General features: G+C 38.2%; 18 protein-coding genes. 5 read left to right on the plus strand and 13 right to left on the minus strand.

What is annotated here, in order from left to right; genetic code table 11:
- Nucleotides 1-97: 97 nt before the first annotated feature.
- From LJC66_RS25100 to LJC66_RS25110, 3 genes are all read right to left on the minus strand, one after another.
- Nucleotides 98-463, minus strand: a complete 366-nt coding sequence (locus LJC66_RS25100) for a HesB/IscA family protein (protein ID WP_216143400.1) — start codon at nt 461-463, stop codon at nt 98-100.
- Between the two features lie 75 nt (nt 464-538).
- Nucleotides 539-1393 (minus strand): diaminopimelate epimerase, encoded by an 855-nt coding sequence (gene dapF, locus LJC66_RS25105; protein ID WP_230933756.1) that lies wholly within the window; start codon nt 1391-1393, stop codon nt 539-541.
- 302 nt (nt 1394-1695) lie between these two features.
- Nucleotides 1696-1935, minus strand: a complete 240-nt coding sequence (locus tag LJC66_RS25110) for a YuzB family protein (RefSeq protein ID WP_013059622.1) — start codon at nt 1933-1935, stop codon at nt 1696-1698.
- 381 nt (nt 1936-2316) lie between these two features.
- On the opposite strand from LJC66_RS25110, the gene LJC66_RS25115 reads away from it, so the two are divergent.
- Nucleotides 2317-3381 carry an NAD(P)/FAD-dependent oxidoreductase gene (locus LJC66_RS25115; RefSeq protein WP_028409598.1) on the plus strand — a complete coding sequence of 355 codons (1065 nt, stop codon included), beginning with the start codon at nt 2317-2319 and terminating at the stop codon, nt 3379-3381.
- Between the two features lie 43 nt (nt 3382-3424).
- On the opposite strand, the gene LJC66_RS25120 is transcribed toward LJC66_RS25115, so the two are convergent.
- Nucleotides 3425-3751 carry a YuzD family protein gene (locus LJC66_RS25120; protein ID WP_013059624.1) on the minus strand — a complete coding sequence of 109 codons (327 nt, stop codon included), beginning with the start codon at nt 3749-3751 and terminating at the stop codon, nt 3425-3427.
- A 193-nt stretch (nt 3752-3944) separates the two neighbouring features.
- Between LJC66_RS25120 and LJC66_RS25125 the strand changes: the two genes are divergently transcribed.
- A complete protein-coding gene (locus tag LJC66_RS25125; RefSeq protein ID WP_013059625.1) occupies nt 3945-4175 on the plus strand; it encodes a NifU family protein in 231 nt (76 codons plus the stop codon).
- An 89-nt stretch (nt 4176-4264) separates the two neighbouring features.
- On the opposite strand, the gene thrB is transcribed toward LJC66_RS25125, so the two are convergent.
- From thrB to yutH, 5 genes are all read right to left on the minus strand, one after another.
- The gene (gene thrB, locus LJC66_RS25130) at nt 4265-5179 is read right to left on the minus strand and encodes a homoserine kinase (protein ID WP_230933757.1); all 915 of its coding nucleotides are present in this window, start codon (nt 5177-5179) and stop codon (nt 4265-4267) included.
- On the minus strand, nt 5173-6234 hold the full coding sequence (gene thrC / locus LJC66_RS25135) for a threonine synthase (protein WP_230933843.1): 1062 nt from the start codon (nt 6232-6234) through the stop codon (nt 5173-5175). Before thrC ends, thrB begins: the two co-directional genes overlap by 7 nt.
- Nucleotides 6234-7535 carry a homoserine dehydrogenase gene (locus LJC66_RS25140; protein ID WP_013059628.1) on the minus strand — a complete coding sequence of 434 codons (1302 nt, stop codon included), beginning with the start codon at nt 7533-7535 and terminating at the stop codon, nt 6234-6236. The genes thrC and LJC66_RS25140 overlap by 1 nt, the downstream gene beginning before the upstream one ends.
- 241 nt (nt 7536-7776) lie before the next feature.
- A complete protein-coding gene (locus LJC66_RS25145; RefSeq protein ID WP_230933758.1) occupies nt 7777-8766 on the minus strand; it encodes a 2-hydroxyacid dehydrogenase in 990 nt (329 codons plus the stop codon).
- Nucleotides 8767-8883: 117 nt separating this feature from the next.
- Nucleotides 8884-9885, minus strand: coding sequence for a spore coat putative kinase YutH (yutH, locus tag LJC66_RS25150; protein ID WP_230933759.1), 1002 nt, complete (start codon nt 9883-9885; stop codon nt 8884-8886).
- A gap of 176 nt (nt 9886-10061) precedes the next feature.
- Here yutH and LJC66_RS25155 point away from each other — a divergent pair, with 176 nt between their 5' ends.
- The gene (locus tag LJC66_RS25155; protein ID WP_013059631.1) at nt 10062-10562 is read left to right on the plus strand and encodes a phosphatidylglycerophosphatase A family protein; all 501 of its coding nucleotides are present in this window, start codon (nt 10062-10064) and stop codon (nt 10560-10562) included.
- Between the two features lie 37 nt (nt 10563-10599).
- Here LJC66_RS25155 and LJC66_RS25160 read toward each other — a convergent pair whose 3' ends face one another.
- Nucleotides 10600-11370, minus strand: coding sequence for a TIGR01457 family HAD-type hydrolase (locus tag LJC66_RS25160; RefSeq protein WP_013059632.1), 771 nt, complete (start codon nt 11368-11370; stop codon nt 10600-10602).
- A gap of 74 nt (nt 11371-11444) precedes the next feature.
- Nucleotides 11445-11882: a DUF86 domain-containing protein gene (locus LJC66_RS25165; protein WP_230933760.1), complete on the minus strand. Its 438-nt coding sequence runs from the start codon at nt 11880-11882 to the stop codon at nt 11445-11447.
- 162 nt (nt 11883-12044) lie between these two features.
- Between LJC66_RS25165 and LJC66_RS25170 the strand changes: the two genes are divergently transcribed.
- Entirely contained in the window at nt 12045-12311 is a 267-nt protein-coding gene (locus tag LJC66_RS25170) for a DUF3055 domain-containing protein (RefSeq protein WP_013059634.1), read from the plus strand.
- Between the two features lie 51 nt (nt 12312-12362).
- Here LJC66_RS25170 and LJC66_RS25175 read toward each other — a convergent pair whose 3' ends face one another.
- Nucleotides 12363-12638 carry a YutD family protein gene (locus LJC66_RS25175; RefSeq protein ID WP_028409603.1) on the minus strand — a complete coding sequence of 92 codons (276 nt, stop codon included), beginning with the start codon at nt 12636-12638 and terminating at the stop codon, nt 12363-12365.
- A 196-nt stretch (nt 12639-12834) separates the two neighbouring features.
- Between LJC66_RS25175 and LJC66_RS25180 the strand changes: the two genes are divergently transcribed.
- Nucleotides 12835-13476: a YhcN/YlaJ family sporulation lipoprotein gene (locus LJC66_RS25180; protein WP_013059636.1), complete on the plus strand. Its 642-nt coding sequence runs from the start codon at nt 12835-12837 to the stop codon at nt 13474-13476.
- A gap of 38 nt (nt 13477-13514) precedes the next feature.
- Here LJC66_RS25180 and lipA read toward each other — a convergent pair whose 3' ends face one another.
- On the minus strand, nt 13515-14414 hold the full coding sequence (gene lipA, locus LJC66_RS25185) for a lipoyl synthase (RefSeq protein WP_050688959.1): 900 nt from the start codon (nt 14412-14414) through the stop codon (nt 13515-13517).
- Nucleotides 14415-14457 lie beyond the last annotated feature (43 nt).

Here is a 14457-nt window from a genome sequence, read left to right on the forward strand (position 1 = left end):
CAACAAGTTTGACAGATGATGTAACATACAAAAATTTCTCACTAAAAAAGCTTTCTTCACCGGATGAGGTGAAGAAAGCTTCTTGATAAAAATATATTTAGCACTCTTCAGGAGCACCTGCGTTGCTTGCTGTACGGAAAGAAGAGCCGCAGCCGCATGCTGCAATGGCGTTCGGGTTATCAATTGTAAACCCTCCGCCTAGCATAGATTGCTTGTAATCAATTTTTACATCTTTTAAAATTGGAGCACTTTCGCTATCTACAAGAATCTTGATGCCATGTTGTTCAAACAGCGTATCGTTTTTATTTACTTCGTGAGCAAAACCCATGCCGTAAGAAAGACCTGAACAGCCTCCTCCATTTACATTAACACGTAAATAAGCATTTTCTTCTTCATGTTCTTTCATCATATCTTTTATTTGAAAGCTTGCAGCTTCTGTAATTGTTAGGATATCTTGACTCATTTTTAAACAGACCTCCTTTTTTGTTTAGTATACGACGAAATGGCTGTGACGACAAATCGTCTGCTTCTTCATTTTTTAATAATAATACGTGCCGTCACAAATCACATTGGCTGGACCTGTCATTAATACATTGCCTTTATTTTGCCAAACAATCGTTAAATCTCCTCCAGCGAGGTGTACCACGGTAGGGACATCTTTTTTCGTCTTCTCATTTAACACAGATGAAACAACGGCAGCGCATGCTCCTGTTCCACATGCTTGAGTGATACCCGAACCTCTTTCCCATACACGAAAGTTCAGCTCTCTTTCGTTCACTACCTCGACAAATTCAACGTTCACTCCTTCTGGAAAACGCGAATCTTTTTCCACCACGGGTCCTAATGTAGTAAGAGGCGCTTGTTCAATATCATTTACGTAAAAGACGACGTGAGGATTTCCCATTGATACAGCCGTCCCTTTTAACCGTTCTTTTCCAAATTCCATCTCTTCATTAACGACCTGGTCTTGTCTTGCTCCCGTCATTGGAATTTGTTCTCTAGCTAAAATAGGCGCTCCCATATCGATTGTCACTTCTGGAACTTCATTTCCCTGCGGATGCACCGTTGCTTCTACAACTCCAGAAAGCGTTTCGATAAAAAATCTTTCGCTTGTTACTAAATTATGTTCATATGCATATTTAGCTACACATCTTAAACCGTTTCCGCAGTTTTTTGCTTCCGAGCCGTCATTATTAAATACGCGCATTTTCACATCTGCACGTTCAGATGGACAAATAAGAATCATTCCATCCGATCCAATTCCCGTATAAACATTTGAGACTTTTACAGCAAGCGGTGCTAACTCTTGCTCTTCTATATGTTCTTCAAACATATTTACGTAGATATAGTTGTTGCCAAGTGCATGCATTTTTGTAAACTGAAATTTTTTCATATTATCACCCATTATTTTTTTATGTAGCTCTAGTATAAAGTGATTCTCTTTTGTACACAATAATATCATCCCCCGTTTTTTTAGCTCCTTAATCATAAAGATTAAGGGGTTTTTTATTTTGTCCTCCTTTGGAGTATTAAAAAACAAAAGAAGCATTATGATTGCAAAGAGGATGGTTGAAGCACAGATATTTGCGCAAAAGCGCATAAAAAAGCACGGCAAGACTAGCCGTGCTTACATCATCTATTCTATTAGCCTCATGTCCCTCTCCTGATAAAAAGAGATACGACAGCGGGGATAGTTTAAAACATTGGATTTTCTTCTAAATGAATGTAAATATTATCCACTAACTGTTCAGGTGTTTCCGCTGTAACAATCTCTCCGTTTACCAAGGCAAATAAAGATTGTGAACATTTCCCGCAATAACCTAAACATCCGTATTCAATAATATCTAGATTTGGATCTTTTTCAAGCTTTTCTAAAGCTGTTTGAGAACCACTGGCTAAATTGCTAACGCAAAATTCAATAATTGGCTGTATCACGTTTTTCACCTCTCTACTATTAGTTTATCCTATCTCCTTTCATTTTCAACGTCAACTTTGGAAATTCACGTTCATTTTGCGCACGCTTTTTAGCTTCACAAACTTTTTCAAAAAAAGTATAAATAAAGCTTTATTACAGGGATAGCTTGAAATTATGTTGAAACATATTGTGGTTTTTTATTAATTTAGTTATACTTTTATGTATAGAAAACCAAACGAGGTTATATTAAATTATTATTTAAGTAAAATATGTTATCTTATATAGCCTTTCATATCTTTTTGGCAACCATCCTTATTAACGGTAATTTGTACTCTCTTATTCTTAAAAGCAAGAATAATAGAGAGAAAACAAAAATGCATGAAGCTAAAGGGGAAATTCACATGAAGAACCTTGTCATACTGGGCGGCGGATACGGTGGTATGCGCGTTTTGCAGCGCCTTTTTCCGAATCAATTGCCTAACGATGTAGAAGTAACGCTTATTGACAAAGCACCTTATCACTCACTAAAAACTGAATTCTATGCACTTGCAGCTGGAACAATCTCTGATCAGCATGTTCGTGTTGCTTTTCCTGAACACCCTCGCTTAAAAATTCGCTACGGCTGTGTAAAACGCATAGACCTGAAAGAGAAATGCGTCTATGTGGATGATCAAATGATCGCTTATGATGACCTGATTGTAGGACTCGGATGCGAAGATAAATATCATGGAGTTCCCGGAGCTCTTGAGCATACATACAGCATTCAATCCATTGATGCTTCACGAGCAACTTATCAGACATTAAACAACTTGCCAGCCCACGCTACTGTTTCAATTGTAGGAGCTGGATTAAGCGGAGTAGAACTAGCAAGCGAGCTAAGAGAAAGCCGCCCGGATTTAAAAATCATCTTATTTGACCGCGGTAAATTAATTTTATCTGCTTTCCCAGAACGTTTAAGTAATTACGTTCAAACTTGGTTTACTTCAAACGGTGTTGAAATCGTAAATAGTGCTAATATTACAAAAGTAGAACCGAACATTCTTTACAATCATGATGAGCCCATTCAAAGCGATGCAATCGTTTGGACAGCAGGTATCCAGCCAAATAAAGTGGTACGCGATCTAGACGTAGACAAAGATCCTCAAGGACGCGTCGTATTAACGAAATACCATAACTTGCCTGACGATGAAAATGTCTACATTTTAGGTGATTGTGCAAGCCTACCTCATGCACCAAGCGCTCAGCTGGCAGAAGGTCAGGCTGAACAAATTGTGCAAGTACTTCTTCATCGCTGGAAAGGCGAAGCGCTTCCAGATGAATTGCCAACTATTAAATTAAAAGGCATACTTGGTTCATTAGGCAAAAAGCATGGATTTGGCTTAGTTGCCGAACGTCCAATTACAGGACGCGTAGCTCGATTATTAAAATCAGGTATTCTTTGGATGTATAAACACCATAGTGGATAAAATAAAAGCCGTTAGATGACTGACAATCTAACGGCTTTTTTCATCATGAAGCGCAGAAACCATACTTCTCCATTTCCTCAAATACGCGCTTTAATTTCGGATTGCCTTCCCCAACAATTTCTCCATTAATAACCACTACAGGATAGAATAAATCTTCCTCAATCACACGCTTGGCAAAGGCTGCTTTTTCCGGATCCGTATGCGGCTCGTTTATATCTACATATGTGATAGCAAACGGCTGGTTCGGATATTTGCGAGAAATCGCTGCCTCTAGCCAATCATAGGTGTCTTTTGAAGACGGCAGATTAACACAGCTTGCACAAACAATTTCAGCTCCATAAATACACACTTCTACCTCAGTTGATTGCATAGCACATCCCCCTTGAATCTTTACATACAAACTGTACGATTATTCACACTTTTACTTCATTATGAATACTATTTTACACAAAACTGATTCATTGCACATCTTTTTCTTTTAAGGTAACATTACGGTGTATACTCCGATAGATTTTTCATGAAAGACCGTTTATAATAAGAGTAGAAGAAAGGAGTCGATAGTTATGTCAGAAATGCACGAGCAAGTTCAAGAAGTATTAGAAAAACTTCGTCCGTTTTTACTTCGCGACGGTGGAGACTGTGAGCTAGTAGACGTAGAGGATGGTATTGTAAAGTTACGTCTTTTAGGCGCTTGCGGAAGCTGCCCAAGTTCAACAATCACGCTAAAAGCTGGTATCGAACGTGCCCTTTTAGAAGAAGTACCTGGTGTAGTTGAAGTAGAACAAGTATTCTAATCTCTTTGATTTTATTATAAAAGCAACCTCCCATTTTATTGAGGCTTGCGAATGAAAAATCCTCATTCAAATGAATGAGGATTTTTTTATTAACTCGTTGTGACTTCAGCTTCTACAAATACACCTTTGCGATCAATTTGTAAAACATCTATTTCGCAGTTCGGCAGTAAAGCATGCATATGTTCAGCAATCGTTTTTCCTTTTCCTTTTGGTGCTAAACATAATACACTCGGACCGGCTCCGCTTAGTGACACACCGTATGCGCCGAGAGCTTTTGCTTCTTTTCGCACAAGAGAAAGCTCTGGCACGAGTCTCATACGATAAGGTTCGTGATATAAATCTTTCTCCATAAATTCGCCTACCAGAGGTAAATCTTTATTTAACAGGGCCGCTACTAGCATGTTCCCGATTGCCCCAGCTTCTACTGCATGGCGATAATTAATATCCGAAGGCAGCACATCACGAGCATCGGTTGTTTTTAATTCATATTCTGGAATAGCCATCACGATATCGACATCAAATTCAGGTATTTGAGCAATATATGTTTCATTTTCATGATGGTAACCAACAACGATGCCGCCATAAATAGACGGGCTGACGTTATCGGGATGTCCTTCCATTAAGCTGCTGATGCGAAGCTTTTCTCTTTTTGATAAACGCAAGTCACACAGTACATTAGCCAGTTCGATTCCAGCTACGATAGCTGATGCGCTGCTTCCAAGTCCCCTTGCTAATGGAATGTTGCTCCAAACAGAGACCTTCGCACTTGGAAGAGCAATGTTAAATTGACGAGCCACGTCTTGTGCCACTTCATACATTAAGTTATCTGTACCTGTAGGAATACTTTGTACTTCTTTCGTTTCAGGGATAAAAATCCATTCGTCATGACGCTCTACTGTTAATCTTAAGTAGCGAGATAAAGCCACTCCAATTGAATCAAATCCTGGCCCTAAATTAGCAGAGCTAGCTGGGACCGTAATGACAAAACGCTCATTTTCTAGCATGAAGCAACGACACCTTGGATATACTCAAATACCTTTTCTTCATCATTTGGTAAAACCACTGGCTTTACATTATGAGCATCGATTGCTACGTTTGGATCTTTTAATCCGTTACCTGTTAGTACAGCTACTACCGTTGAACCTTTTGCAATTTTACCAGAAGCTACATCTTTGAATACACCAGCAATTGAAGCGCAAGAACCTGGCTCTGCAAATACGCCTTCTTTGCGTGCAATTGTACGATATGCTTCTAAGATTTGTTCATCTGTTACTTCATCAATTTTTCCGTTTGATTCTTTTGCTGCGTTTACAGCATAATCCCAGCTTGCTGGATTTCCGATTCGAATAGCCGTTGCAATTGTTTCTGGGTTTTCGATAACTTGGTTACGTACGATCGCCGCTGCACCTTCTGCTTCAAACCCGTGCATGTGAGGAAGAGACGTTTGATGACGCTCACTGTACTCTCTGAATCCTTTCCAGTAAGCTGTAATGTTCCCTGCGTTCCCTACCGGAATAGCTAAAACATCAGGCGCTTTTCCAAGCTGTTCACAAATTTCGAAAGAAGCTGTTTTTTGCCCTTCAATACGGTATGGGTTTACAGAGTTTACAAGTGCAACAGGTGATGTTTCACTTAGCTTACGAACCATAGAAAGCGCTTGGTCAAAGTTTCCTTCAATTGCTACAATTTCTGCACCATACATAACAGCTTGAGCTAATTTCCCCATCGCAATTTTTCCATTTGGAATAACAACGATACAGCGCATGCCAGCGCGTGATGCATAAGCTGCTGCAGCTGCAGATGTGTTACCTGTGGATGCACAAATAACCGTATTGCTTCCTTCTTCTTTCGCTTTTGCTACAGCCATTACCATTCCGCGGTCTTTAAATGACCCCGTTGGATTTAGCCCTTCTACTTTTACATGTAAGTCAATGCCTAGCTCTTTTGATAAATGAGCAAGATGAATTAAAGGCGTATTTCCTTCATGTAGTGTAAGCATAGGTGTTTTCTCTGTTACAGGTAAAAATTCTTTATATTCAGCTAATAGACCTTTCCACATCATACTGTGCCAACTCCCTCTACGCGGTAACTGCTTTTTACATTTTCTACAATTGGTAAATCCCGAAGCTGCTGAAGGATTTCCTCATAATCTTTTTGAGATGTTTTGTGTGTAACAACAACAATCTCAGCTAATTCGCTTCCTTTCACAGGAAGTTGGATAATTTTTTCGAAGCTCACGCCACGCTCTGAAAATAGTGTTGTTAATTTTGCAAATGCTCCAACTTGATCTTTAACATGAATACGTAAGAAATGCTTCGAGAACATTTCATCTTCTGCTTTTAACTGTTTTGGATACTGAGGCGTTACCGCACTTTTACCATTCACACCTAAACGCATGTTTTTCATAACACCTACTAAATCTGATACGACAGCAGTAGCAGTTGGCAGGCTTCCTGCCCCCGGTCCATAAAACATCGTTTCTCCGACAGCTTCTCCGTATACATATACAGCATTGTACTCATCGCTTACTGAAGCAAGAGGATGTGTGTCTGCTAAAAGAGTTGGCTGAACACTAACTTCTACATTGTCGCCGTCACGATGTGCATATCCAATCAGTTTCATCGTATAGCCTAATTGTTTACTATATTGCAAGTCTTCTTCCGTTACTTCTGTAATACCTTGAACACGAACATCGTCCAAGTCAATTTTCATTGAAAATCCTAGTGTAGCCAAGATTGCCATTTTGCGAGCAGCATCTAAACCACCTACGTCAGAAGTTGGATCCGCTTCAGCATATCCTAAATCCTGCGCTTCTTTTAACACTTCATCATAAGCGCTTCCTTCTTTTGTCATTTTCGTTAAAATGAAGTTTGTTGTCCCATTTACAATTCCCATCATCTTCGTAATACGATCAGATGCTAACCCATCTGCTAATCCACGAAGGATTGGAATACCGCCAGCTACACTTGCTTCATAAAATAAATCACAGTTATTTTCAGAAGCTACTGTTAACAATTCTGAGCCGTAAACCGCCATCAAATCTTTGTTTGCCGTTACAACATGCTTTTTATTACGAAGGGCTGTTAAGATATAATCCCTTGTTTCTTCAACGCCACCCATTACTTCAATGACAACGTCAATCTCCGCGTTATGTAAAACGTCTTCAACATTCGTTGTTAATTTATCTTCACTGATTTCTACGTCACGTTTCTTATCAATATCTTTAACTACTACTTTTTTAACTTCTACAGGACACCCGACTTGATGACTTAATTTATCCTGATGATTTTCAATAATTTTGACTACTCCGCTTCCTACCGTTCCTAACCCTAATAATCCTACTGAAATACTTTTTGTCATATTCCTCACCTCTGTGTTCTTTCTACGTATACATTTGTTCTCTTATAGAGGACATTATAGACCTTATTTTTCTTTTTTACAAGGTTTACTTGCCATCTTTTCTCGTAAACTCGTTAAAAAAATTGGTATATAAAGATAAATGTAAATTTTTAAAATATTTCATTTTATTATCATAACATGGCTCCCACTGTTTTTTAATAAAAAAAAGACAATTTCACCGAAATGAAATTGTCTTTTTCTGTTATGATTTTTTCGCAAACGCTTCTTTATTTACAATTGTAATAGGAGACTCGTTTGTAAGTACTGCTTTAATGTTTTTAACACATAAAGAAATCATTTCCGTGCGCGTTTCGATACTCGCACTGCCGATATGAGGAAGCCCGATAACGTTAGGCAACTGAAGAAGAGGGTGAGAAGCAGAAATAGGCTCTTGATCGAATACATCCAAGCCAGCTCCAGCAATTTCACCAGATTGAATCGCATGTAACAATGCTTGCTCATCAACCACCGCTCCTCTTGAAGCATTAATAAAAATCGCAGTTTTTTTCATCTGTTCAAATGCTGATGCATTAAATAAATGTTTGGTTTCGTCCGTTAATGGTGTCAAACAAACAACAAAATCAGATCGTTCAAGCAGCTCATTTAACTCACAGTAAACTGCATCGAGCTTTTTTTCCGCTTGAAGGTTGCGGCTTCGATTGTGGTACAGAATTTCCATATCAAAACCTGTAGCACGTTTCGCAAGCGTCTCTCCAATTTTCCCCATTCCAACAATACCTAATGTTTTATGATGAACATCTCTGCCTGCTAACAAAAATGGACTCCAGCTTTTCCACTGATTTTCTTTCACATATTCAGCAGCTTCTACTAAACGTCTAGCTACACTCATTAATAAACCAAACGTTAAATCTGCTGTTGTATCAGATAAAACATCGGGCGTATTAGAAACGATAACTCCTCGTTCAGTTGCCGCTTCTACGTCAATATTATCGAATCCGACCGCCAAGTTAGCTACAATCTTTAAATGAGGAGCTTGCGTAAGCAATTCACTGTCAATACGATCTGAAAGCATTGTTAATAGAGCATGTGCGTGCTTAGCTTTTTCACAAAGCAGCTCATGAGGGACTGCCTCATCTTCTTTATCCCACATTTCCACATTCGCTACTGCCTTTAAAGGTTCGATTAATTCATTCGGTATTTTTCTCGTAATAAATACAAACGGCTTGTCCATATGTACGCCACCTCTTTATCCTTTTTAAACTGCATGCACAAAAACAAAATAGAAAAACAGGTTTGGATTATCCAACACCTATTTTTCTATTTTATCATATTCTATAGTAATCGCTTTTTAATGAATCCATGTTAATTCAGGAATGTGATAACGAGACGTTGAAATACCCACCGACTGGTAAAAGCGCTTCAGAAAAGCTTCGTAGTGAGAAGAATGAGCTAATACTCCTTCCAGCTTCTCATAATACTTTTGTTTTTGCTTCTCATCTTGTACACTGTAATACCCTTCAATGACCTCAAAATAATGAACGGGAAAAAGAAGTCTAGCATATAACAGTCTCCAAGAAAAAGAAGAAAGTGGATTTACCTTTTCGTATTCACTTAAAAACTGATGCATGTGCCCTTCATCAACAGCGTATGTTAATAAATATTGTTCCCTTATATATTCAGCTATATCTCTGCTCGGGTGATCGAAGACCCAATCTGCTGGGAGCTTGTAAACGTAGTCTTCCCCCCATGTTTTTTGGCCGAACCGATGGTGACAAATCGTCGCAGCGTCAACTGAACGAGGCAAATCGTCAATTTCCGTGTCTACTAGGTATTGAATAGCATTTTCCGTTAATCCTAGATAATAAGGAAAAGTTTCTAAAAAACGTTTTTCCATCTCTTGATTAGGCAAAGCACGTAATCTTCCATACCAAAATTGCTCCATCTGGTCGAGACGCTTCTCCCACATGGACTTCCATTGCCCTAGCCGGTTTGCTTTTTCCACTTCATAAGGAAACAGCCTCCCTTTTTGATGAAAAACAGCTAGCTCGTGCCCAGGTGAAAAATTGGGGTTTTTCTCTTCCGCAAGACAGCGGCAAATGATAAATTTTTCAGTTTCAGTTTCTGTAATCATTTCACCATTCAAATTAGGCATAAATGTTGCCACATGGCGATCACCTTGACCCATCAGAAATTGACTCATTTGATATAGTTCATTTAACTCGTCTTGTTCCATTTGCTTTACATTAATGATTGTATATAAAATATCTCGATACTGAAAACCTTCAAATTTACCAACGGGCATAAATTCATTTGGACGTAATCCATAATGCTCATAAATGGTTTGTATCATTTTAATCCCTCTCTTCATTCATTCAAGAAATTATATGATGGAAAACAACATTACTTGTCATAATATTTACGGAGGAATGAATAGATTAGAAATACACCATTTATAGTTATTTACTCCGGGTTAGTAGTATGAAACAACTTTAGACTTAAAAATATATAGAAAACAGGTGATGATACTTGGAGAAAAAACATACACAAAGTGAGTTAGAAAAAAAAGCAAGAGAATGGTTAATAGAACGCGGCGTGGCTCTTACAGACATTGCTGAACTGGTCTATTACTTGCAAAAAAAGTATCACCCAAACTTAACAATCGAAGACTGTTTATATAACGTTGAACGCGTCATTTCTAAACGAGAAGTTCAAAATGCTATTTTAACGGGTATTCAACTAGATGTCCTCACGGAAAAAAAAGTGATTGAGCCGCCTCTGTTGGATATTCTTGAGAAAGACGAAGGTTTATACGGTATCGACGAGATTTTAGCATTGTCGATTGTAAATGTGTACGGATCAATCGGCTTTACCAATTACGGGTATATCGATAAACAAAAGCCGGGTATTCTAGAACGATTAAACGATAAATCGACTGGAGAATGCCACACTTTCTTAGATGATTTAGTAGGCGCAATTGCTGCCGCTGCTTCTAGCCGGTTAGCGCACCGGGCTGCCAGTCAAGAATAGGTTTAAAAAACAAAAAAAGCTGTCAATTGACAGCTTTTTAAATTCGCTCCATCCACTCTTTTAGTGAATCTACCGTATAAGTTGGCTTTTTCTCATATCCTTCTAGTAACTCTCTTGTTGTTACCCCTGTATGGACTAGTAATGTATCTAAGCCTGCATTCATCCCTGCTAAAATATCTGTATCATAGTAATCACCAATCATGATTGTTTCTTCTTTTGGCGTACCGATGACTTCAAGGGCTTGCTCCATAATAATACTTTCTGGTTTGCCAATAAATACTGGATTTGTTTGGGTAGAAACCGTAATAACGGACGTGATAGATCCATTACCAGGTAGTAAGCCTCTTTCAGTAGGAATCGCAATATCTCCGTTAGTTGAAACAAAAAAGGCGCCGTTTCGAACGTTTAAACATGCTTTTGCTAATTTTTCATATGTAATTTCCTGATCCAAACCAACAACTACGAAATCCGTATCTTCCTCTTCAATGGTAAATCCTTTTTCAAGCAGCGCATGTCGGATTCCTTCTCCACCAATTACATAAGCTGAAGCGTTTGCTTTGCGTTCATGCAAATAATTAGCTGTTGCCTGGCTCGTTGTAAAAACTTGCTCTTCTGTTGCAGGAATGCCAAATGCCTCTAGCTTTTCAGCTACTTTATCGGGCGTTTTTGTGGAGTTGTTTGTTACAAATAAATAAGGAATTCCTTTTTCCTTTAATTTAATAACAAAATCACGCGCCTCGGCAATTAGCTCTGTTCCTTTGTACATTGTTCCGTCTAAATCAATCAAATATCCTTTATATTCCTTCATGTTGTGTGATCTCCTTTCAAGTCTCATACTTGAAATCATAGCTTATTTTTTATACAACTACAACTTGCTTGCCTTTAGTTACGAAAAGCAGACACAGGTCCTAACTCTGTCTCTAGATATGTCCTTACGCGCTCTGAAAATGCTGCCAGTACGTCTTTATGCTGCATCACTTTTTGATAAATATCCTGATGATTAACATCCACATATTCTTGAACAAGGCTTTTACGCAATTGAACAATCTCTTTTAATGGCGTTTCTTCCTCTTTTTTAACCACTTTCTCATCAACTAAAATGTCAATGATATCGTCGTAACTGCCTGGATCTCTCATAATAAACCCATCAATCATTGCATTTCCTACATCTAAAACGTTTTCAATTAAAAGATGTACAATTCTCTCTAATGCCTTTTTCTCTATTTCTGTGTTCCAGCTCGAATGCTCAGAAAACAAACGAACATGTTCATCAAAAAAAACAAGCGTGGCTTCTATTTTTTCACGATCTACAAAGTACATATTATTTCCTCCCTAGTTGTCAGCTCTCTATAAATCTTTTTTCATAAACAAACGGGGTTCCTGTTCTATTTTATCATGACCCATTATCCATTTGATAAATTCATTTTTGTTTTTGACCTTATTTGATATGATACAAATACAACCTATGAAAGGAGTATACCTATGAGCGAACGCTTTTATCTATATGATGATGTTGTATCTACAAAGACCAGGTTTGTCAGCTTTATGGGCGAAAATCAACGATTTGATTTAGCTATTATCCAAACCGACCGTTATTATGGCAAACAAGTTGTTCTTGATATTCAAGGAGGACGCTTTGCCATCATTGGACAAGATGACCTTGAAGAACCAAACTATCTTGAAGAAGTATTTAAATTAAACAGTGAAGACGGTCAGGAACTTCGCGAATTTTTATATGAAATCATCTAAAAAAAAAAAAGGCAGCGTGAAGGACAATTAGTGTCTTCGGCTTGCCTTTTTTTACTTATGGACTTTTTTTAAAACAAAATACGCACAGCCAAAATTACAATATTCATGTAAATAGTCTTGAAGCGTACTAATCTTCGTATCATACGTTGCCTTTTGATTTCGGTCATCAAAAAAGCCTCGCAGTCGAAGCTGATTGTATCCCCAATCTCCCACAATATAGTCATAGCGGCTCAGCACGTCAATAAAGCGACCTCTAAACGCCTCTTCATTAAATGCCTCGCGCTCATCTCTTAATACTTCATAACAAATATTATTGATACAGACCATTGCTCACACCTCTTCTCTTAAAATTTACCATACCATAATTATGATGATGAAACCATCAATTAACATGAAATTTTTCACCTATAAGCAGCACTCTAATCCTGTAGGAGTTTTATCGGTATACCTACTGATCTTTTATGCTCCACATGAAGGTTCGCCGGTTTACCTGGCGTACGATATTTAACTACAGGAGGTGGAAATGGTGAAGAAATCTATTCTTGGAATCGCTTTGATAACAAGTATTTTAACCATTGGCTGTCAAAATAAAAACACAGCTGAAAATGAAAATTTATCACCAAACAACCCAGATGCCATTAATGTAAACGAGCCTAATCATTATTATAATCCAAATAATAATAGCGGCACAAATTATGGATATGTCCGATACACTAAAAACACAAATGAGCAAAATTCCAATATGAACCAAGTAGGAACATTTAATCGAGAAGAAGCAGCCGATAATATTAGTAAACTGAGCACCGCTATACCAAATATTAAGCAAGCCGCTACGCTAGTAACCGATAAAGATGTGCTTGTTGCTTATAAAACAGATGCTAAAAACCGGAATAACGCAGCCGATCAGGTAAAACGTACAGCTATGTCTGTAGTTCCTCGTTATTATCATGTATACGTCTCAGATAATCCGAAACAGATGGACCAAATCGAAAATATCAGTGAAATGAATACGCAAACGAATGATGCTAGAAAACGAATCGATGCCGTTATTCAACAAATGCTGAAATCTCCCCAAGGGCGTAAAATGAACGGCGGAGAAGATGCAAATGGAAGAGAGAAAAACGAATTGAATGAACCGATGACGGACAAAGATATGGTCGAATAAACAAAAAAGGTGATGAGCATATCATCACCTTTTTTACCTTATTTGCTTTCTTGTGCTTTGTTTTTTGCAGCAGCGTTAACTTGCTCATCTGCATGGTAAGAAGAACGTACAAGAGGACCTGCTTCAACATGGCTGAATCCTTTTGATAATGCAATTTCTTTTAGCTCTTCAAATTCATTTGGATGGTAATATTTTTGAACTTTTATGTGCTTTTTAGTTGGCTGTAGATATTGGCCTAGCGTCATAATATCTACATTATTTGCACGCAAATCATCCATCGTTTCAATAATTTCTTCTTTTGTTTCTCCTAGACCAAGCATGATACTTGATTTCGTAGGAATATCCGGCTGCATTTCTTTTGCACGGCGAAGGAACTCAAGAGAACGATCATATTTAGCACGAGCACGAACACGAGGAGTAAGGCTGCGTACTGTTTCAATATTATGATTTAAAATATCAGGACGTGCATCCATTACAATACGTAAGTTCTCTTCCACACCGCCCATATCAGAAGGCAATACTTCAATTGTTGTGAATGGATTTTTACGACGAATCGCACGAATTGTTTCAGCTAATACGCTTGCTCCTCCGTCTTTTAAATCATCGCGAGCTACTACTGTAATAACCGCATGTTTTAAGTTCATTAGCTGCACAGAATCCGCTACGCGTTCTGGCTCTTCTAAATCTAATTCTGTTGGTAAACCTGTCTTAACCGCGCAAAAACGACAGGCACGTGTACATACTTCTCCCAAAATCATAAAAGTTGCCGTACGACGAACAGCCCAACACTCATGAATATTCGGACATCTTGCTTCTTCACAAACTGTATGAAGGTTTTTCTCACGCATCATTTTCTTTAAGCCTGTGTAATTTTCGTTTGTGTTTAGCTTAATCTTCAGCCACTCGGGTTTGCGGACATGCTCTTCTTTTGTTGCCATATTATCAACTCCACCAATCTAGAAAATGTCTATAACCTATATG

The organism is Priestia sp. TSO9, assembly GCF_021029645.1.
GTDB classification, from domain to species: domain Bacteria; phylum Bacillota; class Bacilli; order Bacillales; family Bacillaceae_H; genus Priestia; species Priestia megaterium_E.